General features: G+C 67.8%; 28 protein-coding genes. 6 read left to right on the top strand and 22 right to left on the bottom strand.

Annotated features, from left to right (window positions below; genetic code table 11):
* Nucleotides 1-152 precede the first annotated feature (152 nt).
* Nucleotides 153-1250: a GSU2403 family nucleotidyltransferase fold protein gene (locus BMX97_RS21260; RefSeq protein ID WP_091753264.1), complete on the top strand. Its 1098-nt coding sequence runs from the start codon at nucleotides 153-155 to the stop codon at nucleotides 1248-1250.
* 13 nt (nucleotides 1251-1263) lie between these two features.
* Here BMX97_RS21260 and BMX97_RS21255 read toward each other — a convergent pair whose 3' ends face one another.
* The 9 genes from BMX97_RS21255 to BMX97_RS21210 all read right to left on the bottom strand — a co-directional run bounded on the left by BMX97_RS21255 (nucleotide 1264) and on the right by BMX97_RS21210 (nucleotide 7386).
* Nucleotides 1264-1668, bottom strand: a complete 405-nt coding sequence (locus tag BMX97_RS21255; protein ID WP_091753263.1) for a DUF3168 domain-containing protein — start codon at nucleotides 1666-1668, stop codon at nucleotides 1264-1266.
* Complete coding sequence (locus BMX97_RS21250; RefSeq protein WP_091753262.1) at nucleotides 1665-2225, bottom strand: hypothetical protein; 561 nt, start codon at nucleotides 2223-2225, stop codon at nucleotides 1665-1667. Before BMX97_RS21250 ends, BMX97_RS21255 begins: the two co-directional genes overlap by 4 nt.
* A complete protein-coding gene (locus BMX97_RS33840; protein ID WP_244538564.1) occupies nucleotides 2222-2782 on the bottom strand; it encodes a BrnA antitoxin family protein in 561 nt (186 codons plus the stop codon). The genes BMX97_RS21250 and BMX97_RS33840 overlap by 4 nt, the downstream gene beginning before the upstream one ends.
* Nucleotides 2783-2868: 86 nt before the next feature.
* Nucleotides 2869-3204, bottom strand: coding sequence for a head-tail adaptor protein (locus BMX97_RS21235; RefSeq protein ID WP_091753260.1), 336 nt, complete (start codon nucleotides 3202-3204; stop codon nucleotides 2869-2871).
* Between the two features lie 2 nt (nucleotides 3205-3206).
* Entirely contained in the window at nucleotides 3207-3803 is a 597-nt protein-coding gene (locus BMX97_RS21230; RefSeq protein WP_091753259.1) for a head-tail connector protein, read from the bottom strand.
* Nucleotides 3803-4084: a hypothetical protein gene (locus BMX97_RS21225; RefSeq protein WP_058619505.1), complete on the bottom strand. Its 282-nt coding sequence runs from the start codon at nucleotides 4082-4084 to the stop codon at nucleotides 3803-3805. Before BMX97_RS21225 ends, BMX97_RS21230 begins: the two co-directional genes overlap by 1 nt.
* 11 nt (nucleotides 4085-4095) lie before the next feature.
* The gene (locus BMX97_RS21220; protein WP_091753258.1) at nucleotides 4096-5349 is read right to left on the bottom strand and encodes a phage major capsid protein; all 1254 of its coding nucleotides are present in this window, start codon (nucleotides 5347-5349) and stop codon (nucleotides 4096-4098) included.
* A 71-nt stretch (nucleotides 5350-5420) separates the two neighbouring features.
* Nucleotides 5421-6131, bottom strand: a complete 711-nt coding sequence (locus BMX97_RS21215) for a head maturation protease, ClpP-related (RefSeq protein WP_091753327.1) — start codon at nucleotides 6129-6131, stop codon at nucleotides 5421-5423.
* Nucleotides 6103-7386, bottom strand: coding sequence for a phage portal protein (locus tag BMX97_RS21210; RefSeq protein WP_091753257.1), 1284 nt, complete (start codon nucleotides 7384-7386; stop codon nucleotides 6103-6105). Before BMX97_RS21210 ends, BMX97_RS21215 begins: the two co-directional genes overlap by 29 nt.
* A gap of 330 nt (nucleotides 7387-7716) precedes the next feature.
* Between BMX97_RS21210 and BMX97_RS21205 the strand changes: the two genes are divergently transcribed.
* Complete coding sequence (locus BMX97_RS21205; protein WP_091753256.1) at nucleotides 7717-8481, top strand: response regulator; 765 nt, start codon at nucleotides 7717-7719, stop codon at nucleotides 8479-8481.
* A gap of 29 nt (nucleotides 8482-8510) precedes the next feature.
* Here the strand turns inward: BMX97_RS21205 and BMX97_RS21200 are convergent, their stop codons facing one another.
* The 10 genes from BMX97_RS21200 to BMX97_RS21150 form a co-directional block, all read right to left on the bottom strand.
* Nucleotides 8511-10256 carry a terminase large subunit gene (locus tag BMX97_RS21200; protein WP_091753255.1) on the bottom strand — a complete coding sequence of 582 codons (1746 nt, stop codon included), beginning with the start codon at nucleotides 10254-10256 and terminating at the stop codon, nucleotides 8511-8513.
* Between the two features lie 6 nt (nucleotides 10257-10262).
* Nucleotides 10263-10721 (bottom strand): P27 family phage terminase small subunit, encoded by a 459-nt coding sequence (locus BMX97_RS21195; RefSeq protein ID WP_091753254.1) that lies wholly within the window; start codon nucleotides 10719-10721, stop codon nucleotides 10263-10265.
* Between the two features lie 108 nt (nucleotides 10722-10829).
* Nucleotides 10830-11177, bottom strand: a complete 348-nt coding sequence (locus BMX97_RS21190; protein ID WP_177202301.1) for an HNH endonuclease — start codon at nucleotides 11175-11177, stop codon at nucleotides 10830-10832.
* Nucleotides 11095-11892, bottom strand: coding sequence for a DNA-methyltransferase (locus BMX97_RS21185; protein ID WP_244538563.1), 798 nt, complete (start codon nucleotides 11890-11892; stop codon nucleotides 11095-11097). Before BMX97_RS21185 ends, BMX97_RS21190 begins: the two co-directional genes overlap by 83 nt.
* Before the next feature lie 202 nt (nucleotides 11893-12094).
* On the bottom strand, nucleotides 12095-12394 hold the full coding sequence (locus tag BMX97_RS21180) for a hypothetical protein (protein ID WP_091753252.1): 300 nt from the start codon (nucleotides 12392-12394) through the stop codon (nucleotides 12095-12097).
* A complete protein-coding gene (locus BMX97_RS21170; RefSeq protein ID WP_244538562.1) occupies nucleotides 12387-13490 on the bottom strand; it encodes a recombinase family protein in 1104 nt (367 codons plus the stop codon). Before BMX97_RS21170 ends, BMX97_RS21180 begins: the two co-directional genes overlap by 8 nt.
* 79 nt (nucleotides 13491-13569) lie before the next feature.
* Nucleotides 13570-13860: a hypothetical protein gene (locus tag BMX97_RS21165; RefSeq protein ID WP_091753250.1), complete on the bottom strand. Its 291-nt coding sequence runs from the start codon at nucleotides 13858-13860 to the stop codon at nucleotides 13570-13572.
* 130 nt (nucleotides 13861-13990) lie between these two features.
* Nucleotides 13991-15238, bottom strand: a complete 1248-nt coding sequence (locus tag BMX97_RS21160; protein ID WP_091753249.1) for a pilus assembly protein TadG-related protein — start codon at nucleotides 15236-15238, stop codon at nucleotides 13991-13993.
* 400 nt (nucleotides 15239-15638) lie between these two features.
* Nucleotides 15639-16481 (bottom strand): hypothetical protein, encoded by an 843-nt coding sequence (locus BMX97_RS21155; protein WP_143074673.1) that lies wholly within the window; start codon nucleotides 16479-16481, stop codon nucleotides 15639-15641.
* Between the two features lie 86 nt (nucleotides 16482-16567).
* A complete protein-coding gene (locus BMX97_RS21150) occupies nucleotides 16568-16978 on the bottom strand; it encodes a hypothetical protein (protein ID WP_091753247.1) in 411 nt (136 codons plus the stop codon).
* 201 nt (nucleotides 16979-17179) lie between these two features.
* Here BMX97_RS21150 and BMX97_RS21145 point away from each other — a divergent pair, with 201 nt between their 5' ends.
* The 4 genes from BMX97_RS21145 to BMX97_RS21130 all read left to right on the top strand — a co-directional run bounded on the left by BMX97_RS21145 (nucleotide 17180) and on the right by BMX97_RS21130 (nucleotide 21212).
* A complete protein-coding gene (locus BMX97_RS21145) occupies nucleotides 17180-18838 on the top strand; it encodes an ISL3 family transposase (RefSeq protein ID WP_091753246.1) in 1659 nt (552 codons plus the stop codon).
* Between the two features lie 304 nt (nucleotides 18839-19142).
* Nucleotides 19143-19814: a recombinase family protein gene (locus tag BMX97_RS21140; RefSeq protein WP_091753326.1), complete on the top strand. Its 672-nt coding sequence runs from the start codon at nucleotides 19143-19145 to the stop codon at nucleotides 19812-19814.
* A gap of 305 nt (nucleotides 19815-20119) precedes the next feature.
* Nucleotides 20120-20797: a recombinase family protein gene (locus tag BMX97_RS21135; RefSeq protein WP_091753245.1), complete on the top strand. Its 678-nt coding sequence runs from the start codon at nucleotides 20120-20122 to the stop codon at nucleotides 20795-20797.
* Between the two features lie 118 nt (nucleotides 20798-20915).
* Entirely contained in the window at nucleotides 20916-21212 is a 297-nt protein-coding gene (locus tag BMX97_RS21130; protein ID WP_091753244.1) for a hypothetical protein, read from the top strand.
* Nucleotides 21213-21315: 103 nt separating this feature from the next.
* Here the strand turns inward: BMX97_RS21130 and BMX97_RS21125 are convergent, their stop codons facing one another.
* The 3 genes from BMX97_RS21125 to BMX97_RS21115 form a co-directional block, all read right to left on the bottom strand.
* Complete coding sequence (locus BMX97_RS21125; protein ID WP_091753243.1) at nucleotides 21316-22095, bottom strand: hypothetical protein; 780 nt, start codon at nucleotides 22093-22095, stop codon at nucleotides 21316-21318.
* Nucleotides 22096-22603: 508 nt separating this feature from the next.
* Nucleotides 22604-23626, bottom strand: a complete 1023-nt coding sequence (locus BMX97_RS21120) for an IS110 family RNA-guided transposase (protein ID WP_091753242.1) — start codon at nucleotides 23624-23626, stop codon at nucleotides 22604-22606.
* Between the two features lie 453 nt (nucleotides 23627-24079).
* Nucleotides 24080-25549, bottom strand: a complete 1470-nt coding sequence (locus BMX97_RS21115) for a protein kinase domain-containing protein (protein WP_091753241.1) — start codon at nucleotides 25547-25549, stop codon at nucleotides 24080-24082.
* Nucleotides 25550-25958 lie beyond the last annotated feature (409 nt).

Raw genomic sequence — 25958 nt, 5'->3', positions numbered from 1 at the left:
CGGGGGCTCGGCGTGCCGGCCGGGTGGACCCGGGGCGTGCGGGACAGGTGACGGCCTTGTTACCAAACCGCCGTTTTTGGTAACAAGGCGCTGGCTGGATCGGGTCCGGCTTGTTACCAATCACCCTGATTTGGTAACAAGGTCGTCGGTTCGTGCGCGCACTCTCCCACCTCGATCAGGTCGCCTTCGCGGACCTGTGCTCGAAGGCGTTCGACGCCCAGTTCGACCTGCGCTTTCCTGCGAACGGCAATTTCCTCAAGCAGAAGCGCGGCAACAAGGAATATTTCTACTACAAGGGCTACGAGCGGGCGGCCGAGGGCGTGCCCGGTAAACACAAGCTCATCTATGCAGGTCCTGCCGACGACCCGGAGGTTCAACGGCGCGTCGAGAATTTCGGGCGCAACAAGGACCTCTATCGGGCCCGGCGCGAGCTAACTGGAAAGCTCCGCCATTCCGGCCTGCCGGCACCGTCCCCGATCGAAGGCAGGATCCTGGAGGCCTTCGCCAGCGTCGACGCCTGGAGCAGGGTCGTGCTCGTCGGCACGCTGGCCTACCAGAGCTACAGCGGCCCCCTGGCCGCCGTGCTGGGTGAGGCCGAGTACCGGACGCAGGACGCGGATTTCGCCGAGTTCGTCGTTCCCGCCGCCCAGGACATGATCGACCTGCCCGCGCTGCTGCAGACGGTCGACCCGACCTTCGAGCCGGTGTTCCATCCGGCCGAGGCCACGGTGCCGGTCGGGTTTCGCAACCGGATGGGCTACAAGGTCGAGCTGCTGGTTCCCTCCAAGGGCGGTGCGAGCCCGGTCTACCCGTCCCGCGTCATGGCGAACATGGGAGCCCAGGCCCTCAAGTACCTGGAGTTCCTGGTCAGGGATCCGGTCCGGTCGGTCGCCCTCTACGATGCCGGGATCCCCGTCATGGTGCCCGCGCCCGAGCGCTTCGCCGTTCACAAGCTGATCGTGACCTGCCTGCGCGCGAGCCACGACCAGGCCAAGGTCGCCAAGGACATCGCCCAGTGCGGCGCGATCATCGATGCCAAGCGGCTCGCCGGCATGACGATCGACCTCGGCCTGGCCTGGGCGGAAGCGCATGGCCGCGGGCCGAAATGGCGCAGGTTCCTCGCCCTCGGCGCGGCACGGCTCTCCGACGACCGGCGGGCGACCCTGGAGGAGGGGATCCGCAAGCTGGCGCAGGTCGAAGGCAAGGACCCGGCCCCCTTCATTCCCTGGCTCGCGCGTCCGGGTGGATAGCCCGGCCGGTGCGTCATCCGTCCAGCATCACGGCGGCGACGTCGAAGAACACCGCCTTGACGGTGAGCGGGCTGATCACGTCGCCGGCCTGCCGCACGCTCAGCCGATCACAGAACCCGGCCTCCGGCGGCGGCTCGAACCCCTCGACCGCCCACATGCCCGCCCGGGCGAGGCTCCAGGTCTGGTCGCGGTCGAAGGCCGCCGACTCGATGAAGATCCGCAGGCGCAGGTCCCAGGCCGGCAGGCCGCCCACCTCGAGGCGGGTCGCGTTGAGCGGCCCGGCGAAGATCCAGGGCAGGTCCGGCTCGCCGTCCGCCGGCACGTCGTCGTAGATTTTTTCGCACACCACCGCGCTCACCGCCGGCGTCGTTCGCAGGCAGCCCAGCAGCGCGTCGCGCAAGCGCAGCTCCGGCGTCATGTCAGGCCCTCGCGGTTGGCCGCCTCGTTGATCAGCGCATCCGCCGCCAGGCCGCGCTCGGCCATCACCTCGTTGACCGAGGGCCAGAAATACGGGTGCGGGGGCGTGCCGGGATGGGTACGGCGGGTGCGCCGGTTGGCATCCGCCCTCCGGTAGCGCCGGCCGGTGCGCGGGTTGACCGCCAGCGCCCCGTCCGGGTCGCGGGGGCCGAAATAAGCCGCATCCGCCACCCGCTCGCCGCGGACCCCCGGCCAGGTGCCGTGCTCGACCAGGAAGGCGTAATCCATCTCCCGCGGGTCGCGCGGGTTGACCGCGCTCGCCTGCACGCCCCACACGCCGTCGACCTCGGTGGCCTCGATGCCCGAGAACAGCCGCCCGGTATCCTGCGGGACCCGGGCGCGGGCGCGCTCCACGATGTCCTCGGCCGCCTGCCGGTCGAGGGCGCGGCCGCGCAGGGCGAGGTGCAGGCCCATCCGGGTCAGGCTGGCGACCAGGGCGTCGACCCCGGACACGGCCGCGTAGCCGAGCCGGGCGAGGCTGACGAGCTCGCCGATCACCGGCCGGGCTGCTCCAAGGCCTCGCGCAGGATGGCGTTGATCCGGGCCTGCCAGCCCGATCCCGTTGCCCGGAAGCCCTCGATCACGTCCGCGTCGAGCCGCAATGTCACCTGCCGCTTCGGATTGTCGAGCCTGGGACGGCCCCGGCCGCGGCTGACGAGGCGGCCGGCCTCGTGCCGGTCTGCCGTTCCCACATCGACCTCCGACAGATCCGGCAGGTCGTCATATTCCTCCACCTTAGTCCCGTGCGCGTCCAGCGCCGCGAGATCGACAAGTCCCGTCTTCTCGTCAAAGAAGGGAGGCGTATTTCTTCTGCTCGCGCTCATTGGCTTTCGCATCGTGAAGACCCTGCGCCGATCGTCGCACTCGGTCCATCCCACCACGACCATCCGCCCGCGCAGCCGGCCGATGGTGATGAAGCGCCGCTCGCCGTAATCGCGCCGCGTGTCCTCGGACGTGTAGGTCTCGCCTTCGAACACCTCGTCGGCCGACGCGAAATCGAGGCCGCGTTCGGCCAGGGTCCTGTCTCGCTTCGCGGGATCGAACGGCTCGATCATGTGATTTTTCGTAGTGCCAAGAATTAGCTGCGTCAAGGAATTATGGCACTACAATAAATCGGAAGGAGGCGAAACGGCTCATGCGATCACGTCGAGGCCGCCCGGCGGCGCGAGACGCTGAGCGAGAGCCAGCCGGAGCGATGCGCGATCGGCACCGACTCGATCGCGAAGTCGTGGCCGGCGATGGTCACCCGGTCGGCCACGGTGGGGCCCCGCGTGCGGGCGGTCTCGCGCACGATCAAGGTGCCGTCGATCCCGTCCGTCACCGCCCCGGCCTCGACCAGACGCCGGCCGGCGAGCGGGCGCCAGGCGCCCCAGGCCCGGAACAGGTCGGCATAGTCGCCCGGCACTTGGCGGCCACCGCGGGTGATCAGGGCGCGGCCCCGGAAGGTGACGCGCTTGTCGAGCTGGCCCGGATCCATGGTCAGGCCTCCGAGGGCTGGTAGCGGGCGAGCAGGCGGGCGATGGTCGGGTTGTCGGTCAGCGTCGCGAGCTGCTTGCCGCCGCGGTTGTCGAACAGGTCGGCGGCGATGAGCAGGATCGCCGCCTGGATCGGCGGGGGCACCTCGGCGGGCGTGGCGTAGCCGGCGCGGAAGCGGATGCGCCAGGCCGCCGGGTCGGGATCCGCGGGCGGCCAGCGGGTGCCGGGCGCCGGCAGCAGGGCGAGGCTGCCGCGGCGGTTCGGCGACAGGGAGCGCCAGGTGGACACCGGGAGGTAGGCGCCGCCGGTCAGGGCCTCGACCGAGAGGACTGCCGCCACCGGCGGCAGGTCGAGGAGGAAGCCCGGCGCGTCGCCGCACCCGCACGGGCCCGGCGCGGGCGCCGTCGCCTCCCAGGTCTGGGCGAGGAGAGCGTGTCGGAGCGTCCCGGACCAGCCGTCGAGATGCTCCTCGGCCGCCGCGACGGCCGCCGTGACGGCCTCCGCCTCCTCGGTATCGGGCTCGAGCTTGAGGTGGGCAAGCGCCCGCGCGAGCCCGACGACGCGGCCGGCCGGCGGCGTCAGCCGGGCATAGCTGAGCATCACGCGGCCGGCGCCGCAGCCGCGAGCTGCGCCGCCAGGGCCTCGACCTGGTGGCGCAGGGCGTCGCGGTCGGCTTCCGCCTCGGCGAGCCGCGCGGCGAGGTCCTGGACCTGCGCCCGCAGGTCCTTCGCCGCCCGCTCGGCCGCCTCGGCCCGGGGCGGCGCCTCGGCGAGGCCCGCCGCCTTCCAGGCCTCGCCGATCGCGTCGGGCACCGTGACGGTCTCCCCGGCCTGGTAGGAGAAGCTGTCGCCGGCCATGCCGGTGAGCATCCGCACCTGCATCGTCGCCGCCCTCAGCTCGCCGGGTGCTGGAACGCCTTGATGGCGTCGTTGCTGGCGTCGATCAGGTTGCCGTCGTGGCGCGACCAGGCGAGGAACGCCACCTGGCCCTTCTCGAGGTACTTGCTGTCGGCGAAGCGAAACAGCGTCACCGCCATCACGTCGCGGATCAGGTACTTCTTGAAGTCGCCGAACAGCAGCGAGCGGGCCGAGGCGCCCATCGGCGCCATGTGCTGGTTGACCGTGTAGCCGTAGCCCAGGATGTCGGAGGGGTCGCCGCCGGTGACGCCCGGGCGCCAGAGCGGCCGGCCCTGGCCGTCCTTCAACTTCTTGAGCGCCTTCAGGGTCGTGTCGTGGAACATCCAGCGGCCGGAGGTCCGGTAGGCCGGATCGACCGCGTGCTCGAGGTCGACCAGGTCGTCGTAGGTGACCGCCGCGAGCTGGCCCGCCGCCCCGGTCTTGCCGGCGGCCGCCGCCGTGACCACGCCGCGGGGCTGGCCGGCGCCGGTGCCGGTCGTGAAGTGTCGGTTGGTGATGCGGGCGATGCGGGTGGCGAGCGCGACGTTGATGTAGGGCTCGATGTCGATGCGGCTGTCCTGCAGCAGCTCGAGGGGCACCACCACGGTCTTCGAGCTGTACTTGTAGGCGCCGATGCTCACCGTGCCGAAGGCGATGTCCTGGCCGCTCGCCGCCAGGCTCTCGCCGACGATCTCGCCCTCCTGGCCGGTCTCGTCCACGGTGGCGTAGTCGATGGCGTTGCCGCCGTCGGTCTGGATCACGGTGGCGACCGCCCGCATCCCGCCGAAGGCCGCCATGCGCTCGAGCATGGTCTCGGCGAAGTCGCGCGGGACCAGGTAGCCGCCGGCCGCGCCGGTGCCGACGGACTGGGCGCCGTAGACGCGCTGCGCCTCGTCGCGGCGTGCCTTGACGTGGGCGCGCTGGTCGTCGGTCAGCGCCTCGGCCCCGCCACGGGCCCAGGCGGAGAAGATCGCCTTCTCGGCCCGGATCGTGGCGGCGTTCTCGTCGACCGAGCGGCCGTTCCTCTCCGAGAGCACCCGGCCGCGCTGCTCGAGGCTGTCCTCGATGGTGAGCACGCGCTCGACCCGCGCGATCTGCTCGTCCAAGCGGTCGATCGCGGCGTAGATCGAGTCGACCTGGTCCTTCACCTCGGGGGTCCAGTCCTTGCCGGTCTTGGCGTCGAGGAGGGCGCGGGCCTCGCGGGCTTTCGCCGTGCGCTCCTCGCGCAGGGCCTGGATCGACTGCGTCATGGTGGGGCTCCGAAAACGACAAAGCCGCCCGGATGGGCGGCTCGCGAGGGTGGGAACGGGGGTTGGGTGGATCAGGCGGCGCGCTCGTAGAGGGCGAGGCGCGCGGCGTAGCGGCCGTGCTCGGCCGCAGCCGCCGCGAAGGTGTCGGGCGGGCGGTGGGCGAGGGCCGCCGGCGGGTTGCGGTAGGCGGCGAGGTTGAAGGCGTTGCCGATCGCCGGGGCCTCGGCCTTGCGGTCGGCCAGCCCCGCGGCGATCGCCTCCTCGGCCTCGAACCAGGTCTCGGCCTTCATCAGCGCCAAAACCTCGTCCTGCGGCTTGCCGGTGCGCCGGACGTAATCGGCCGCGATGGCGAGCCCGACCTTGTCGAGGAGGTCGGCCGAGCCGCGCAGGTCGTCGGCGGTGCCGAGCGCCAGCGACCAGGGCTCGTGGATCATCACGAAGGCGCCGGGCGCGATCGCGATCTCGTCGGCGGCCAACATCAGGAACGAGGCGGCGGAAGCCGCGAGCCCGTCGACATGGGCCACCACCCGCGCCGGGTGCTGCTCCAGGGCGGTCTTCATGGCGCGAGCGCCGAAAACGTCGCCGCCGGGCGAGTTGATCCGCAGATGGAGCGTGCCGGCGGTGACGCCCTGGAGGTCGCGCACGAAGGCCTGCGGATCGACCCCATAGGCCTCGCCGATCGCGTCGTAGACGTAGAGCGTCGCGCTCTCGCCATCGGCGGCCCGGACCAGGCGGTGGCCGGCGCCGCGGTTGCTATTCAGGAGCTGGATCAGGCGGTGCATCGGCGGCGGGTTCCGGTGGGGTGGTCGGGGCCTTCCAGGCGGCGAGGCTGTCGCCGTCGGGGCGGGCGCGGTCGTTCTGCTTGCGGCGGACCTCGTTGGGGGTCATCCAGCCCGGGCCGGAGGAGCCACCAAGCGCCAGGCGGTAGGCCTTGAACCGGCTCTCGATGTTGCCGCGGACCAGCACGTCGCGGTCGAACTCGCCGAGGAAGCGGGGTGGGTTGCGCCCCGGCCGGGCGGGCCGGCCGCGGCCGTAGAGCTTGTGGTTGACCTCGTCCTCGATCGCCACGAGATGCGGATCGAGGGTGTAGGTGACGAAGCCGATGCCGAGCGCCTCGATGCCCGAGCCCCAGCTGGTCTCGTCCATGCCGAGCAGGAAGCGTGGTACGCCGAAGATGCGGGCGATGTCCTCGATCTGGAACCGGCGGGTGTCGAGGAGCTGGGCGTCCTGCGCCGAGATCGGGATGCGGTTGTAGGTGCCGCCCTGGTCGAGGACGGCGGGCCCGGCATTCCGGCCGGACTTGCCGAAGGTGCGGCGCCAGAAGCCGCGCAGCTCGTCCTTGTCGCCCTTGTAGACCTGCGGATACGAGATGTAGCCCGAGGGCGCGGCGTCGTTCTCGAAGTAGGACTGGGCGAACCGGTCCGCCTCGATGCCGAGCCCGACGGCGGCGCTCATGGCGCGGATCGGGGTCATAGCGGTGAGCCCGTCCCACTCGGCCGAGCCGGGGACGTGCAGCACATCGTCCTGGTCGACCACGATGGCGGTGCCGGTGTCGAGGGTGAGCCGGTAGCGCAGGCGATCGCCGGCGAGGCTCACCGCCACGCGCTCGAACGGGATCGGCCAGAGCGCCACCGGATCGCCGGAGGCCTTGCGCTCGATCCAGGTCACGGCGTTGCCGCGCAGGAGCATCTGGGCGAGCGTGGTGCGCAGCCAGAGCGTGCGGCTCAGGCGCGGGTTGGGGCGGATGCGCAGCAGGTCGGCCGCGGGGTGGTCGAGGCTCGGCTCGCGGTCGCCGTCGTCCAGCTCGCGGTAGGTCTTGAGCGGCAGCATGGCGGCCGCGAAGGCGATGATCGAGACGCAGCGATAGACCGCGGCGTGGCGCATGGCGGTCGCGGGTGAGACCGTGCCGGCGAGCCCGCCGGGGAGGAGGGCGTTCCAGGCCTCCGCGTCGGAGGAGAGGAAGGTGGCGGAGGCTTCGATTTTGGGCTCCACGCGCGGCCGGGCGGCCGCGCGGGGTGAGCGGCGCCAGAAGGGCATGGGGGCTCCGAGCTTTATGCTAAGATTTTATTGCTGGGCGATCAATCTATGCGTCGGCTATGATAGATTTTATTGGCGACCTGATTTATATAGCTTCTGACTTATACTCATTATATTTTATCGCTATACACGTTGTATATAAATTATATTATTTATATTCAGAAATATACGTGACTTATAGGTTTATTTTTATATCGATCTTTTGGGTTTTGCTGTGGTCAAGCCTTGATTATTCACTCTCAGCATCAATTGAGGCGTAAATATAATTTGCTTGCAGCCTGCCGGCCAGCGCCGCATAATCTCGTTCGAAGAAATTACCTAGTGAGTCGCATGTCAACTCCCGAGCCGAACAACTCAGCGGGTGTGATAACGGCCGTCGCCTCGCTCGTATCAGCTCTAGCTTGGCCAGCACTTGTTGGCATTGTTTTTTACGCTATATATAGCAATTCAGCCAAGCTGTCCGATAGCTTAAACAAGTTTATGGCAGACAAACAATCCGCAAAACTTGGAATATCAGCCACAGGCGGCTTCACTTTTGAAATAGTCGAAAAGACTGCCGCCATTTCTGCACAGGCTGTGGTTGCATCGGCAAAGAACTCAACGTCTGGATCTTTGACAGATACTCAGGCCGCGCAGGTTGCGTTGAGCGCTCAATCAGCAGCTATCTCTCTTTCATTCAATGCGCTAGATCCACAAAAAAGGCTCAAAGTACTATGGGTGGACGATCACCCAGAAAACAACATCGATTTGCAGTTCGCTTTCCAGGCTCTTGGTATCGTTGTCATATGCATTGATAGCAACGAAAGAATTCAGAGGGCATTCGAAGAAACCTATTTCGATGCAGTTATTACTGATATGGCTCGAGACAATATGGGCAATAATCGCCCGGCTGACATGCAGGGCGGCTTAAAAACTGTCGATATTATCAGAAAAAACTATCCAACAACGAAGGTAATCATCTATGCTGCGCAATGGGCAGCCTCCCACCGCAATGATAATTTGCAAAATCCAGTTGTTCTAATAACAAATTATACTCAGGATGTCTATCGTGAGATAACTGAACTTGCCACAAGAAAGTCTAACAACATAAGATAAATTATGTAATTATTTGAATAAATATTATATCATAATTCAATAAATCCTTTCTCAATGCCTACGTCCTCGCCCGCCATACAACGAGCGAGGGCCATCATATGCGCCACCGGCCCGTCGATCTTATTCTCTGGCCGCTGCTTGGTCGGATAGACGTTGTCCTTGCGATCGGGCTTGGCCACCACGTTCGACAGCATCCAGGTGAAGACCGGGTCACCGTTATGGGCGATCGCCCGCGCCCGGACCAGGGCCTCCATCTGCTTCATCGGCTCGGAGAAGTTCAGCACCAGCGGCCGGACCTCGATGCAGGGCAGGCCGGCCTCCATCAGGGCCGTCACCAGCATCGTCGCCTGGTGCGGGTCGTAGGCGACCTCCTCGACCTGGTGTTCGCCCACCAGCCCGCCGCGGCGCTGCCCGTCCGCGCCCTCGGGGCCGAGGATCGCGTCCAGGATCGCGCCGTAGTCGATCATGTCGCCGTCGGTCTGCGTCAGCCAGAGCGGGGCGGCGTCGCGCCATCCGCGGTAATGCTCGTTCTCGCCGGCGTCGATCGTCGCCTCCGGCAGGAAGTAGATGCCGAAGCGGGCGTAGTGGTAGCCCTCCGCCCGTAAGCCGGCGGCCGTCGCGCCCTCGCACCGGGCCAGCTCGAACAGCACCTCAGCCGCCGCGATGTCGACCTTGCTGGCGAGGTCGAGCCCGATCCGGCACGGCTCGCCGCGGAAATCGGCGAGCGTCAGGCCCGGCCGGGCGCTCTCGATCCAGCGCTGCACGTTGAAGAAGGCGTCCCGCGCCTGCACCCAGATGTTGAGGTGCTTGGTCTTGAACACCCCGGCCTTGCGGGCGTTCGACCGCGCCGCCCGCTGGCGCGTCACCAGGTACTCGCCCGAGACCGAGACGTCGAAATTCGGGTTGGCCTTGCGGAGCGCCGCTTCCGAGGTCCAGTCGTCCTGCGGGTCGATCGTGTAGATCAGGGCGAACAGCTCGGGATCCTCGAGGACGCCCTCGAGCACCTTCTGCGCCTCCTGCTGGAGCGCGTAGCAGGGGCCGGCGAGGTTGTCGCCGGCCGTCGTGATGATGATCAGCAGGGGCTGCTCGCGGGCGCCCATGCCGGTCTCCATCGTGTCGACCTGCTCGTCGGTGGCATGCTCGTGGTACTCGTCGTGGATCGAGCAGGACGGCGAGGCGCCGTCGCCGGGCGTGCCGATCATCGGCTCGAACCGCGAGCCGTTGCCGAGGATGTGCAGGTTCTTGGCCCCGACCGCGATCCCGAAATGCGAAAGCAGGGCCGGGGTCTTCTGCGCCATCAGCTTGGCCGGCCGAAACACCTCCCAGGCCTGCTTCTCCGAGGTGGCGCCGGAATAGACCTCCGACCCGTACTCGCCGTCGGCGGCGAACAGGTAGAGCGCGATGCCCGCCGCCCAGGTGCTCTTGGCGTTCTTGCGCGGGATCAGCAGGAACAGCTTGCGGTAGCGCCGCAGGCCATCGGCCTTGCGCAGCCAGCCGAACGGCACCGCGGTCATGAACAGCTGCCAGGGCTCGAGGCGCAGGCGCTCGGCCTTGCGCGCCCGCTTGCCCTTGGTGTGGGGCAGGAGTTGCACGAACCGGCATACCTTCTCGGCCTTCGCCGGCTCGAACCGGTAGGGGAAACCCGGCTCGTCCTGGCGGGCGAGGTCGTCGAGGTGGCGCTGGCAGGCCAGGCGGATCCATTTGCAGGCCGGGATCCGACCGGCGACGACATCCCGGGCATAGCCGTTCGCCTGGTCCACGAACGGGTGCGCCATCGCTCCTCACAGGTCGGCGAACGGGTTTCCGTCCGGCGGGGTGGTGGCCGACACCTTGGACCACGCCGCCGGCGACAGGCCGAACTCGGCCAGCAGCGCCTGGGCATGGCGCATAGCCTCGTTGCGCATCCCGACCTCGGGCCGGGCCCGGTGCATGGTGGCGCCGGTGGTGCTCACCGTCTGGTAGACCCGCCCCAGATCCTCGATGATTGCGGTGCAGACCTCGATCTCCTCGAGCCGCGAGGCGAGGAGCGCCAGCATCGCCACGTCGTCCGGTGACGCGATCCGCATCCGGTCGGTGATCGCCGCGAGCTGGCCGAAGATCTCGGCCGCCCGCTCGTTCAGCCAGTCCGGCGCCTCGCTCTCCCCCTCGGACGCCACCGGCGCCTCCGGGTTCATCCGGCACGGCTGCGCGGTGCCGGCGAGCTGCTTCAGCGCATCCGGCTTGCGCTTACGCCCCGCCACCCCATCCTCCCCAGAAATCTCCTCCAAACCGCACGCGCATTTTCCTGATTAAACAATCGGTCCGGGCGGTGGGGGCCTTGGGACTTTGGACCCGGGGGGTGGGGTTGCTCATGGGACGGCCGCGCGCTCCTCGCGCTGGATGACGCGGTCGTGGCAGGACTTGCAGACGCTCTCGTGGTTGGCCGGATCGATGAACAGCGCCCAGTCGCCCCGGTGGGGCCGACGGTGGTTGACCACCGTGGCCGGGACGACCTCGCCGCGGGCCTTGTGGCGCTGGCAGAGCGGCTCGCGGGCGAGCTGGGCCTCGCGGGCGGCCGTCCAGGCGGTAAGGCCGTACCAGGCCCGCCAGGGGCTCGTGCGGCGGCGCTGCGCGTCATAGGCCCGGCGGCTCTCCCGGCGGGCCTCCTCGACCGGGCGGCTGCCGCGGGGGCGGTGCTGGGGCGGACGCATCGGCATGGATCAGCGCCTCCAGCCGCCGGCAGGCGACGTCGAAGTGGGCGGGATCGAACTCGACCCCGAGATACGGCACCCCGAGGGTGTGACAGGCCGCGCCGATCGTGCCCGAGCCCATGAACGGATCGAGGATCGGCCCGTCCATGATGGCGAGGAGCCCCTCCATCAGGGCGACGGGCTTCGCTGCCATGTGCAGCTTCACCCGCGGCACCGGCACGGAGAAGCAGCCCGGCGCGGTGGTGCCCGTCATGGGCCGCGGCTCGTTCGAGCCCCAGACGACGTACTCGGCCTGCGCCCGGTAGCGGCCGAGGACCGGCCGCACGGCCTGGGTCTTGTCCCAGGGCACGATGCCCCGCCAGACCCAGCCCGCCACCTGGACGGCGTCGGTGGTGACCGGCAGCTGGCGCCAGTCGCAGAAGGCGCCGATCAGCCCGCCCGGCACCACCGCCGCGCGGGCCCGCGCCATCCACAGAGCCGACCAGGCGAGGAGGCTGCGCTGGTCGCGCGTGTCCCCGGCGAAGTCGCGGTGCAGGTGGCGCTGCTCGCTCTGCTGGTACTTCTGGCTCGGCGGCCGCGCCCGCTCGCCGGCAGTTGTGCCGCCGCTCGAGTAGGGCGGGTCGCACAGCACCGCGCCGAAGGTCCCGGGCGCGGCCTCGGCCAGGGCCGCCAGCACGTCGAGGGCATCGGCCCGGATCAGCGTCGCCGATCCGATCCGCACCACCTCGCGAAAGCCGGAGAGCGCATCCCCGCACCGGCCGGGGAGGGCCGATGCGGGGAGCCGGTGTGCGCCGGGAGCGGACGCATGCAGGATTGGCTGCGCCGTGGCGGCCTTGGAATGGTGTTGAGGCATGGCCTAGCGCTATGGTCCTGCCGCCGCAGCGCGCGGTGGCGGGGTGACCGGTTGTCCGGCCGGCAAAGGGTCATGCGTGGGCACCAACCACGCGGTTCGGGGTGGTGATGACACCCCGGCTCCCGCCTCCTTTCGGAGCAGGATCAGTCTGGGCGCTCAAAGGCGCCTTGGCGAGGCAGCCGACCTCTGCGTCAGCCGCCGCGCAGGTCTTTTGCCGATCGAGCGCCGCGCGCACCCGCGCCATCTCGTCATCGAGCGCCCGGGCCCGCGCGGCCCAGCCCTCGAAGCTGTCGGCATACTCGAGCGCGGCCCGCTGCCCGGCGAGCTGCGCGAGGCGCGCCTCGAGGGCGGCGCTGGATGTCTCAGCCATTCACGCGGGTCCAGGTGCGAGGGCAGCCGGTGCAGGCCACCCGCTCGCGCAGGCGGCCGCGGGTGAGGGAGGCGCCGACCGTCCGGGCGGTCTGGCCGCTGCCGGGGGTCGGGCGGCCGTGCGCGTCGAGGGCGTCGTGCTGGCGGGCGCACAGGCAGGGCAGGGCGCGCCGGCGCAGCACGCCGGCGGTGTCGTCGGCGCGCATCAGCGGACCCGCGGAGCAGGCATCATGGATCGGCTGGCCCTTCGTCGGAGCGGTCGGCGATGATCGCCGCATGAGCGCCGGGGCAGAGCACGTGCTGCTCCTGACCCGACCAGCGAAACAGGTATTCCGACAGGCCCCGGTACTTCGGGTTGTCGAGCAGGTAGCCGACCCGCGCCCGCCGCGCGGGCCCGGCACGCCGTCGGCGTTCAGTCCCGCGGCGATCGCGCCCTGCGTCAGCCCGCGGGCCCGCTCGCGGAAGATCCGCCGCACGATCCGGGCCTGGGCCGGGTCGATCTGCAGCCGGCCCTCGCCGTCGCGCCGATAGCCGAACGGCACCCGCCCGCCGGCATAGCCGCCCCGGCCGGCCTTGGCGGCGCGCCCGCCGGCGGTGCGGTCGCGGATGGCGTAGCGCTCCGACTCGGCCATGCCGGCGAGGATCGCGAAGAGGGTCCGGCCCATCGGGGTCGCGGTGTCGATCGGCTCGGTGACGGAGCGGATCACCACGCCGTAGCGCTCGGCCAGCTCCGACACGGTGGTGACCGCGTAGCGGATCTCGCGGGCGAGCCGGTCGAAACGGTAGACCAGCAGCACCGCGAAGGCCCGGGCCTCGGCGAGCGCCAGGACCTCGGAAAAGCCCGGCCGCTCGGAGGGCCCGGTGGCGCCCGAGACGCCCGGATCGGCGATGACCGCGACCAGCTCGTAGCCCTGCGACAGGGCGAAGGCGCGGACCGCCTTGTCCTGCCCCTCGAGGCCGTGGCCGCTGGTCGCCTGCTCCTCGGTCGAGACCCGGGCATAGGCCACCGCCCGTATGCTGGTCTCGGCCTGCGCCGCGGCCGCGGCCTTGGTGCGCGCACGCAGCCGGCCGACGCGCCGGGAGCCGACCGACGCCATCAAACCTCTAATATAATTGAGTTTTATCGGATATCAGAATTGTGGCGCAACGCCACAAACCGATACTCTTGAGTATGCGTTATCGCAGGCCTTGAACCCGTCGGCGACGGGCCTCGACCGGCACTACGCGGCGACCGATCCGCACCGGGCCGAGGCGGATTTGGCCGCGCGGCGCCGGCTTGGCAGCCGCCGCGAGGGTGGCCTGGGCCCGGGCGAGCAGCTCCAGCTCCCGGGCGGCCCGGCGCAGGTCCCCGACCAGGGCGTGCTTCTCGGCGTGGAACCGCTCGGGATCGCGGTGGCAGGGCGCGAGGCGGGCGAGGCGATCGGCGAAGGTGGTGAGCTGCTGCGCCTCCACGCGGGGATCGAGCACGGCCACCTCCGGAAACGCAAACGCCCGCCAGGCGGTCAGCCTGCGGGCGCATGTCTTCGAACTTGGCTAAGATGCCGCGTTCACTGCGGCAGTGCAAGCCTGTCGGTAGGGTTCCGGCACCGGGGGCAGGCTATTGCGACAAGCGCACGGGTTGGTCCCGCGGTGGCCCGACACCCGACGGCACCGGAATGGGCGACGAGCTGTAATTCGAGTTGACGGTCAAGCGCGCATTCCCCTCCGTCCGAATGTCGCGCGCGACGATCACCGTCCAGGCCGACTGATCGGCGACCTTGCTGTTGCCCTTCACCGTCAGGTCGGCATTGGGAAGATAGATCGTGCCGAGGAGCTTGCGGGCGTTGTTGGTCGAGATCTCGACCGTGCCGGTGTAGCTGCGATCCGTGATGAGGACGAAGCCGGCATAGGGTCCGCTCTTGCGGCCTTCCAGCTGCAGCACGGAATTCGCCGTGAACTGCGCCGTCTCCAGCCCCTTCAGGATCACGACGACGTCGCTGCCGGTGATCGAGGTTTGCCCGCCGATGCTGAGGCTCGGCCCGACGAAGTAATGCTCGCCGGGCTCCAGCACGATCGTGGCGTCGCCGAGCAGCGAGATGCCGCCGCAATGGACCCCCGGCTTGAGATAGGTCGTGCCGCCCCCGATGCTGATGAAGGTCGAGCTGCAGAGCAGGGGCACGCGGATCGCGAGGTTCGCGAAGGGGTCTGCGATCGGGGGCGCATCCGTGATCGGCGCCGGCAGGATCGCCCCCGAGGCGCTCCCGGACGCCCGCGCCTCCCCGGCCGAGAGACTGGCCGCGCGGCCCACCGTCAGGTTGGCGTTGCTCTGAACCACGCAGTCCCTGGCCGCGATCGCGGAACTGTCGGTCACGGTCACGCTGTCCTGGCTGTCGGCATGCGAGCCCAGCACGCAGAGCGGCTTGCGGGCCGTGCGGATGGCGGTGGCCGACGCGGCCAGGGTCCAACCCCCGGGCGGCAGCAGGCTGCCGAAGAACGAGGCGCGGTGCGCCGCCAGGCTGACCGTGACCGCGCGTGCAACGGTGTCCACCGCGGCAGTCGAGGCGATGGTCCAGCGCAGGCGCAGGGGCGTCGCCATGGTATCGGCATACAGACGCGCCCGCTCCACCGTGGCCGTTGACTGGTCGACCCCGAATTCGCCGGCGCCCTGGATGGCCGCGGCATCGACGTAGCTTTGAAGCTTCGACTTCGCGAGCATCACTTCGGCCAGCTCAGCCACGCCCACCGATCCCATCGCCAGGATCGGCAGGAGGAGACTGAACAGCACGACGATCGTGCCGCGCTCGCATTGTAGGATCTGCCGGAACGGTGGGCGGAGGATGCGCATAAAGCTGCACATGTCGAGCATCTTGAGTGACGATAATGAAATCGGCAGTATGCACGCAGGAGTAGTTTTTGCTTGCAGCCTACAAATTCATCAGTTTTTTCTGTGCTATAAGAATATATGCTTTGGGAAAAACGTCGATAGGGTCTGACAAGCAACTTCCCGCAAGCGGTTAATGCTTTGCACCCCCGCCGGCTGCAACGATCGCAGCGCCGGCCCGGTGGAAGGCCGCGGCGGTCGGGGTGTATCGACGGCCGATCCGCGGCGGGCCGCTCCCGATCTTGGCCGGGCCATCCGATCATTCGCAGGCAAGACAGGTCGTCATCCGAGGCGAGGAGAATGGCCCTCGCACGCGCCGGAGCCGCGTGCCGATACCCTCCCGGCGGCAGCCAACCCCGAAGGCGCATCGCAGGCGGGGCGACCTCTATCGCCGCCGCGCGCCTCGGGTGCGAGCGAGCGCGGCCTGTGCCTGCCGCTCGGCCGCCTGCCGCTTCCAGGCCGGCTGCCAGCGCAGCGCCCCGTCCGGGTCGGCGCCCACCGCGTAGGCCTGTCCCGCCGGCACCAGGCACCCGGCGGCATCCGTGGCCTCGCCGGGCGCGCCGGGGGCCGCGGCCGCGCCGACGATCCGGCCCGTCTCCCGCCCCTGGCCCGATTGCCGCGCCAGCCAGTCCGCCGCCACGTCCTCGAGGAGATCGCGAAACCGCTGCGCCACCCCGGCCACCGCCACCCGCCCGTCGCCGCGGCCGAGACCGCGAGCGATGCCGGCGAAATCCCGTCCCTCGGCCAGGATCTGGTGCAGGAACCGCGTCCCCACCGTGCCGATCGCCTCGCGGAGCTGGTCGAGCAGCCCCTCGACCAGCCGCCCGTCATCGATGGCGAGCAGGATCGCCAGTTCGTGCGCCACGGTGTGGTCGACCCGGTTGCCGCCCTCCGGCGAGCCCGCGCCGCACGGCCCGGCCCGGCGCTCGAACACCTCGGCGATCACGCGCCCGATCAGGTAGGCCTCCCGGCTGATCCGGCCGTGGCTGGCCTCGCGCTCCAGGAGATCGGTGCAGCGGTTGACCGTGACGTGGACTCGCTCGGGCTCGGCGAGGGGATCACGCTCCGGATCCGGCCAGGGATCCGCGACCGCGGCGACGGCGGAGCGAACGCCCTCCGACGGGCGAGGCCGGGCGAGACTGCCCGGCGTCACCGCCCGGCCGCCGTCGTAGCGATCCCGGGCCGCGTAGAGCGGCGTCCGGCGGATGAGGTGGTCTACGGAGTCCATCGGCACCGGCCCCTGAAACGAGCGCGCAACACTGGCGTCCGGGCCCGGTGTGACACGGGCAATGTGCCACGCGGTCGCAGCGCGGATCAGGGCGGCGTGTCGAGGCCGGCCGGCGCCAGCCCTTCATTCTGCACCAGCGCCGCCCCGCCGGCCGCGGCCCGCTCGAAGTTGAGCATCACCGTGATCGTCGCAATGGCCTCCCCGACGCGCCGCAACCCCGTGCGATACGACCAGCCCCGGCGCTGATGGCACACCTGCCGGAAGCTCTCGGCGTGGGCCTCGCAATAGATCCAGGCCTTGAGATACTGCCTCGTCTCGTAATCCTTGATGTAGAGGTCCGGCCAGCGGATCGCCTTGCTGGTGCTGTGGATCGCCACCCGTGCCTGGTGATCGGTCGCGGCCCCTCGCTCGGCGTAGACCAGCCACAGCTTCACATCCTCGGGGGTGAGGGGAGTTACGTTGATCGCGCCGATGAGCTGGGGAGAGGGGGCGGACATGGGTTAGGCGGCGATCATCAGCGAGGGTGTAGGCGGGAGCGCATTCAGCAACCCGCAAGGGCGACCCGGCTCTAGTCGACACAGCGCGCTATCTGGGATTGGGATTGCCCCGGATCGGTGGTTCTTGCTCACTTTGCGTGGATGGCGGTGGAACGCCTCGGGCCGATGATGGTCTGATCCGCCCTCCCCATCGTGGGAGGCATGAACATTCCCTTCGCCATCCCCGAGTGCCGCGTTGCGCATCTCGTCGAACGACACGACGATCACCTCGTCGTCCCGGTGCGACTGGACGCAGCCACAGGCTGCTGCCCAGAGTGTGGGCATGCGAGCCGGTCCGTCCATAGCCGCTACCACCGCCATCCCGCCGACCTGCCGCTGTCGACATCGCAGACCAAGCTCCGCATCGAGGTGCGGCGGTTCTACTGCCGCAACCCGACCTGCCGACGCCGCACCTTCGCCGAGACGCCTACGGACCTCCTCGCACCGCGTGCCCGGCGCACGCGGCGGCTTGGCGAGGCACAGGCCAGGGTCGGCCTCGCCTGCGGCGGTGCAGGCGGCGCGCGTCTTCTCGCGCACCTCCACATGCCGGCAAGCCGCGCGACCGTGCTGCGGCTCGTCGCCCGCATGCCGATGCCCGACACGCCGGCTCCCATCCGGGTCGGGATCGACGACTGGGCGATCAGGAAGGGCAGCCGTTACGGCACGATCGTCGTCGACCTCGACCGTCACCGCGTCATCGATCTCCTCCCGGATCGCACGGCACCCACGGTGGCCGGCTGGCTCGAACAGCACTCCGGCGTCGAACTCGTCGCCCGGGATCGCTCGACCGAGTATGCCCGAGGCGCAAGCCTCGGTGCTCCCCAGGCGCAACAGGTCGCCGATCGCTGGCACCTGCTCACCAACCTGCGGCAGGCCGTCGAACGCTGGCTCCACAGTGCCCATGCCCGGTTGCGGAACCTTCCACTCCTCCCTGGCTCGACCGCTCGTCCCGCCCGGCGCAGCCGCGCTTTTGCCCGCTCTACGACGGAGTTGGAAGCGGGGGCACAGAGCCGGATGCGATGGCAGGCCATCTACGATGAGGTCCGCCGTCGGCACGCCGGCGGGGAGCCCCTGCTCGCGATCGCCCGTGCCCTGGGGCTGGCTCGTGCGACGGTACGCAAGTATGCCAGCGCCGAAGCGTTCCCGGCGCGGTTGCCTCACGGTGCCGGACCGAGCCTGCTTGATCCGTACGTCGCGTACCTGGCGGAGCGGATCGACGAGGGCTGCGAGAACGCGATGGCCCTGTGGCGCGAGATCCGGGAACGGGGCTACCCGGGGACGAGCCGGCAGGTGCACCGCTTCGTCGCCGAGCGCCGGACGAGGCCGGTCCGATCAGGCCGCAAGGCCCGCAGTGCCAAGGCTTCCGCTTCGGAGCCGCCTGGATCGGAAGCCCCGTTGCCGCCAGCACGGCAGCTGGCGTGGCTGCTCGTGCAGCCGATCTCGGTGTTGGATGTGAGGGAAGCGGCTGTGGTGAGCCGCCTTGAGCAGGACGACACCGCGCGGGCCGTCACGGGTCTGGCCCGCCGCTTCACCGCACTCGTGCGCGCCGCCGGGAAGGGCAAGACCGTCACCAATGATCAGGACGCCGCTGCAGACATCGAGGCCTGGATCACGAAGGCCCGGACCTGTGAGGCTTCTGCGATTGCGACGTTCGCCTCGGGATTGGAGGCGGACATCGCGGCCGTCCGGGCTGCTCTCAGGGAGCCCTGGAGTAGCGGCCAGGCGGAAGGCCAGGTCAACCGGCTCAAGCTCATCAAGCGCCAGTGCTACGGACGGGCAGGCCTCGATCTCCTGAAACGCCGCATGGTTCTGGCCGCCTGATCCACGCAAAACGAGCAAGAACCATAGAAACGGGGCAATCCCAATCCCAGGCTCGGCGCCTCGCTGAGCGCGCGGGGCCTGGTGGCGTGCCTTTCACCGCCCCCGGATGGCGGCAGTACCTGCTCAGCCTCAGCCCCGCGGCGTAGCCCGAGAAAACGACCTACCAGGCGCGGTTTCGTATCGTTAGCCTGTACAGGTACCCGGTCCAGGCCTTCGCGGCGGCCCGTCCAAGTTCTTGTTTCCGTATCCTTAGCCCGTCTAACCCGTACAGGCTGCTGATACGTTGAGGGTGGAGTACCAAGCCATGGCCAGGGGCCAGTTTGTCACCTACCTGCAAGGCACCTCCGGCCCCGGGCTGGAAGCGCAACGCAGGGCCGTGGCCGACTTCTTGAACGCTGATCGGCGGTACCTGGTGACTGAGAAAGAGGTGGTGGAGGCCGAGACCGGCAGGCGGGCTGCCCGGACGAAGTTGGCTGAGGCCATTCAGCTCTGTCGCCGTGACGATGCTACGCTGGTCATCGCCGAGCTGGCCCGGCGGTCGGATGATGTCTATTTCCTCCGGGAGCTTCAGCGGGCGAAGGTGCATTTCACTGCAGTCGATATGCCCGGAGCCAACATGATGATGATCGGTACCATGATTGAGGTGGCGCAGGCGAAAAGCGCGGCGGTCTTGGCCCGCACCAAGGCCGCGCTCGCCGCTGCGAAAAAGCGGGGCGTGAAGCTCGGTGGCCCGACCCACCACCACCTCCCGGCTCAGGCCAGTCGAGCCGCCACCGCCAGCGCAACGGTGCGGTCAGCCAATGCCCAGCACTGGGCCGAGACCCTGGCGCCCGACGTTGCCGAACTGCGGGCGGAGGGGGCCACGTCCCTGCGCAAGCTGGCAACCGGCCTCAACCGGCGGGGGATCACTACGCGTCGAGGCGCGGCCTGGACCCCAACGGCTGTGCAGCGGGTGCTCGAGCGGATTGAGGGCTGAGCACCCGACCGGCATGAGTTCCCGGGAAATTCCAGGGTATTTCCCCGCCACTGGCTGGATGGCGGTACTTCGAAGTAATGCTACCATAAGGAAAAAAGTAAAATTTTCCTGAAATGTAAAATGCACTTAGTGTTATTGTGATGACACAGGTATACAGAAAAAAGACCCACCCATTATAGGTTTGATGTCAAGCAATTTATCTGATTTATTCATGTCGTTGTTCGGTTGACCAACAAGGTCGGCCTCTGCCATCCCTGTCACGAACCAATCGACGTTGGATGATTGTTCGTGACAGAGGTTCGGCCATGGCTCGGGGCAAATTCGTCACCTACCTCCGCGTCTCCACCAAGCGGCAGGGCGACAGCGGCCTTGGCCTGGAGGCGCAGCAGCGGGCGGTGACTGACTACCTTAACGGCGGGACCTTGACGGTGGCCGGTGAGTTCGTGGAGGTGGAGAGCGGCAAGTCCGACACGAACCGGCCTCAGCTTCAGCGCGCCATCGCGGCGTGCCGGGTCTACGGGGCCAAGCTCCTCATCGCGAAGCTGGACAGGCTCAGCCGTGATGCCGGCTTCCTTCTTGGGCTGGAGAAGGCCGGCATCGAGTTCGTGGCCGCCGACATGCCGAACGCCAACCGGCTCACGGTCGGGGTGATGGCCATGGTCGCGGAGGAGGAGCGCCGCGCCATCTCGGCCCGCACCAAGGCCGCGCTCGCGGCAGCGAAGGCGCGCGGGGTGAAGCTCGGGGGCGACCGGGGTGCCACCCTCTCCACCGAGGCCAAAGCCAAGGGGGTTGCCGTGGTCCAGGCCCGGGCCGAGAGCCGGGCCGCCGACCTCGCCCCGATCATCGGCGAGCTGCGCGCGTCCGGGGCCACCAGCCTCCGCGCCCTGGCGGCTGGCCTGAACCGGGCCGGCATTGCCCCGCCGCGGGGCACCACTTGGTCACCCATGGCGGCGAGCCGGGCCCTGGCACGGATCGGGGTCTGAAGCACGGCGCACCGGGGCCGCACCAACGCACTGGCGCGGCCGGTCAACGCGGCCCCCGCGGGGAGGCCTAGACCGCCACGACGACCTCACCGAGGTCAGCGACCCCTACCGGATCGCGATGCGCCAGATCGCGGGCGTCTTCGCTCAGCTCGAGAAGGCTCGGCTGGAATCCAAGCTCAAGGCGGCCTGGGACCGAAAGCGCGCCACCGGCGCCAAGGTGGAGGGGCGGAAGTCCCACCAGGAGCTGCGCCCGGAGGTCGTGGCCGAGGCCCGGCGGCTCCGGCGAGCGCGCCCGAAGGGCGGCCAGCGATCGTTGCGCGATGTGGCGGCCGAGCTGGCGCGGCTCGGCTACCTCAACGAGGCCGGCAAGCCCCAAGGCGTCGAAGCCGTCCGGCGGATGTGCGCGCCGGGCTGACGCACCGGCTTCCGGCTGGCTGGGCAGGGTCGGGAGCCAGTGCGTCGACGTGATCACCGGACCCGGTAGATGGCGTTTGATGTGCTGTCGCAGGACAGCAGCATCATCCGTCTTGGATGTCACCCGGCTTCATGGCCATGAACTTGTCATATCTGGCTATGCTCTCCTTAGTTGGGACGGTTCGATCCGTTGCGAGTGCCCGCATGCCGTCACCGAACGAGCGGCGGGTGACCTCGTCCAAGATCGCGAAGTCATTCGAGAGTTCATAGGACATCGAACCCGTCCACATGTCGATACGGGCATAGCCAGGTGCCCGTGCAAACAGCTTCGGACGGCCTGAAACCTCATGCTTAGCAAGCGCTACACGCAGGAATTCGAGTTGTCGGAAGAGCACATGTGTGCGCGCCAGGTCGTCCTCGATTTTCTTCGCGATTGACGGGTCCGCGATTATGCGCCGGAGGGCACGGGCGAAGGCATCGCGTCCGAGGTTCAGGTCGCTCGGCTTACCTTCTTCCAGGGCAGCCGCCTTGAGTTCGAGGCCGCCGTTAGCCTTCCATTTCAGGACGTTCTTAGCGCGCTCGCGCCACGTCCGCAGAAGTTCGTAGACGGCGAAGAGCCATTGCTGGCTGAGCGCGTTCAGCAGCATCGCGTGACCAATGTCGATGCCCTCGTCGGCGGAGCGGTAAGCACGGGCCTCGCTCTCTAGCGGCATGAGGAATTTATCGACGAGCGCGACGTTTGTGGCCTGCATGCCGAGGAAGGGATCGTCGCCGAGTAGCGTCAATCCGCGCAGGGCCTGATCGAGTTCGTATGTCTCGATCTCCTCCGGCTCGCGCGGCATGGGCTCGCCGTGTTCGTCGTCGTAATCCTCGATCTCGTCCATCACTGCCTCGTTTGGTCGCTTTCAACGCCGCTGCCCAAGATGGCGAGGAAGGCAGGGTAACGTCGACAACCAACGCCCTCTCTGCCGCGATCCAGTCGGCAGCGCCGGTCGGTCGGCTCCTGGCGCGCGATCCTCTGACGATGCGATGACGATCCCGCGGATCGTCATCGCATCGTTGGCCGGCTGCCAGCGCCGTGACGTGTTCGATCAATGCCTGACTTTGAACTGGGGTCTGCTTCCGACCGAGGGTGTCGTCTAATCGCCTCGCATAAAGCAAGTCCTTTTTGGATCGTCGGGCTGTCGTTTGCCGGGAGCACGGTCGTCTCCGCGGTCGGCATGAGCCGCCGCATAATGGGGCTTCGCAGGAAGAACCTTCCGATGTGTGAAGCGCATTCGACGGATCGGTCTGGATCTCACGATGCAACAGCCTCGGCGGAATGGTTCGCCCACGTCCCGGCAGGGACGCCTCGACGCACTTTGACGCGCGGCAAGCTTGGGTGCTGTCGTGTCAGGCCATGGCAGCCTTTGCACGGTAGGATTGGCCGGACTTCAACATGGAGTGCATGACCACGGCCAGCTTGCGCGCGACCGCTACGGCGGCGCGCTTGAAACCGAGCCGCTCGCGCAGCTTCAGCCCCCAGGCACGCAGGTCGCTGTCCACCCGGCTGCGCGTCAGGAGCACGGTCGCGGCTTCGTAGAGAAGCCCCCGCATATGGGCATCTCCTCTGCGCGAGATATGGCCGTCATAGTCGACCTCGCCCGACTGATAGCGTCGCGTTGTCAGCCCGAACCAGGCGGCAACGGAGCGTGACGATCGGAAGTTCGCAGGATCCTCGACCGCGGTCATGAAGGCGGTCGCGGTGATCGCCCCAATCCCGGGGATTGCCATCAGTCGCCGACAGGCCTGGCTTTGGCGGGCTCCGGCCAGGAGCTGACGTCCGAGTTCCGCCGCTCGCCGGCGGACTGCGCCCCAGGCTTCCAGCAGTGGAAGGATGACGCGCGCCAGACCGTCGTCGCCTGACAGGAGACGGCGAACCTCCGCCTCGAACGATCCGCCCTTGGCGCCCGGCACGATCAAGCCGAACGTCTTCATCAGGCCACGGATCTGATTGGAGAGTTCAGTCGTCACCTGCACGAGCTTGCTGCGTGCGGCGACCAGCGTTCGCACGAGCATGCTGTCGTATCCCTTCACGCGTACCTCGCGGAAGAAGCCGACCTCGGCCAGATGAGCCAGTCCGTCGGCATCGTTGGCGTCGGTCTTGTTGGCAGCCATGTCGAGCGCGGCCTTGGCATGGCGCGCATCAATGCAGATCGCCGGCAAGCCTTCGGCGCGCAGCGCGTGGTAGAACCAAACCGACAAAGGCCCTGTCTCGAACACGATCCGCAAGGCTTCGGGCGCATGCTTGCGCAGCACGCTGGCAATGAGGGCAGGATCGGACGCGCACGTGCCGCGCCAAACACGCTTGCCGTCCCGCCGCACGCTGAGCGCGGTCTCTTTCAGGGAGACGTCGAGACCGATATACTCGCCCATGGTTGTTCTCCGCTCGATGCATGGGCCCGGCGTCCAGTCGTGAGCCCGCTACTTCATCCTGCCGGGGAACAACCACCTCTTCCATCGTGAACCGCACATTGCGGCCCGAGGGGAGCGCTCCCGCGATTACCCCATGTGTGAAAACGCAAAGGCCGTAGAAGGATCTCCCCCTCTTGCACCCTTAGCGGCGGCAGCATGGGCATCACAATGGCATTCGGCCACCAACCCGGTTCCTTGGATAGCGGTAGCGCAGAAGATTGTTCTAAAAATTCCGGGCGTTCCTGAGTTTTCACGCACCCTCGACCTTTCTCGGACCTTCGGAAAATCTGCTCCGCAGCGCCCTTATGGTCGCAATGACTGGCGACGTGATCCCGTCCTCAGCCTACGTCTTGGGCTGCCTGTGCTGTCGACTGCCAGCCACGTCGCTCGACCATCTCAGGGGTAGCCGCGCCCCTATGCCGGATTTCGCTCCGGGGGCGGGTCGGGTAGCCTTTCTGCATGTCGGGCGATGTAGTTGCGGAATTCATCACTGCTCATGCGCTGATGCCGAGCGTCATACGTGGCAGGATCCCGGTTGTACCAAGACCCCTTAGCAAAAATCACGAAAGCGCCTTTAAGGGTCCGAGTAAGGAACCGGGCCGTTTTAGGTAATGGCTGCCCAAGGTATTGGCTACGATCCCAAGCGTCGTATGTGACGTAATGGCCGGGCGTCAGTTCGCAAACGATCTCGTCGATCCCATCTTTCGTTAGAACCGCTCCGGCCGTGCCGCTTGGCGATATGTGTTCGGCTTCAAGCCAGAAGTAATTCCAGGGTGAGCCCGGCCCGAAAGACTCAAAGCTCAGAAGACGGGGCTTCAGAATTACCCAAGCTCCAAGTTTGAGGGCGATGAAGCCCGCCTCCGCCGCAAGGGTCACTTGTGTAAGATCCATTCCTCCCTTGCCAGGAAGGAATACATGATTGAGACTTCCTGTGTCGGCGGCTAGACGAAGGACCGCGCAGATTTCGTCGATACCGGTCCAGTGAGCGCGTTGGGGCGCACCCGCAGGGAAGAGGCGACTCTGAATGCTCACCCATTCTCTGAGGTTACGCGCGTCGAAGTCCTTCATCGTGCGCACCCACGATGCGAGACGCGTCCCCACGTCGCCTATCTTGGGGCGCAGCAATGGATCGTTGTCGGTGCATTCCGAAAGCAGCTCATCCAGCGGGGCCGCGAAGATATCGGGATGGAATTGCCTTAGGCTTAAGCCGCCGACGGACGAATATTGACCATCAAACGCGAGCGGCTGCCCTGACAACGCGATCCATAAAGTTTTAGCAAACGAGTAGACGTCGGCTGGCGCGCCGTCGGCGGCTTGCGCGTCCCGGCGCATTTCCGGCGCCATCGTGAACTTCGGTCCGAGGGTGTGCTTTGAGGGCGTGACATCTGCTCGTCCCGGGTACTTCACAAGGCCAAAATCCGAATAACAGAGCCGGCCCCGGTACTGAAGGATATTGCTGGGCTTGATGTCCCTGTGATGGATGCCGAGGGCGTGAAGGTCGGCGAGAGTGCGAGCCAGTGGAATGAATGCTGCTGCAATCCCGACCGCGTTCTGTCCCGCAAGGCCGTTCGCGCCAGGCTCTGCAAGCGGCATGACATACCAGCGCGGGCCGGCATCAGGGCCGTAGTGCAAGTCCTCATCAAGGAGTGGGACGATACCGTCAACTCTCTCCGCCTCAGCCTGCTTGAGAGCGTGAATTTCGGCGGTGAACCGCGCGAAGACCGTATTACTCGTTTTTTTTAGCAGCTTGAGAGCCCGGTCCTCACCGCCTCCGCCGATTGGCGAGACTCGCCAGACGTAGCCATTGCCGCCACCGCCGATGAGCTCTCGGAGCATCCAATTGCCCAGCTTGTCGCCCGGTTTGCGCTTCGCGAGTGTTCCCATACCCCATTGATAGCAGGGACACGCCCCAGCTAGTCAATTTGCGTTATGTCGCTCCCTGGCAACGTCGCTAAGAAAGCTGCCGGCCCGTCGGCCCATCTGTCCGCTTCAGAGCAGGGCGCCAGCCCTGCTGGTCGCCGCGCCCTGATGTAGACGCAGGCGCACTAGGTCGCCGCCCACACCGGCGTCGAGACCAAGCGGCTGGCCTGAACCACAACAGACAAACGGTCGGGCAACGATGCTGCGCATCGTTTTTACATCGTTCCAGGATCTTTTTGTACGATCCCGGGCATCGTTTAGTTGCGGGGTGCCGCGTTCGCGCCCACCTTTCCACTATGTCACGCCACCAGCATCTTGCCGCCATGGCAAACCGGGCCGGCCGCGCCTCTGCCCTCGCCCGATCCGAACGAGC

It is taken from the genome of Methylobacterium sp. ap11 (assembly GCF_900110515.1).
Taxonomy (GTDB): domain Bacteria; phylum Pseudomonadota; class Alphaproteobacteria; order Rhizobiales; family Beijerinckiaceae; genus Methylobacterium; species Methylobacterium ajmalii.
The sequence above is the reverse complement of the archived record's forward strand: the minus strand, read 5'-3'. Positions and strand labels throughout refer to the sequence as shown.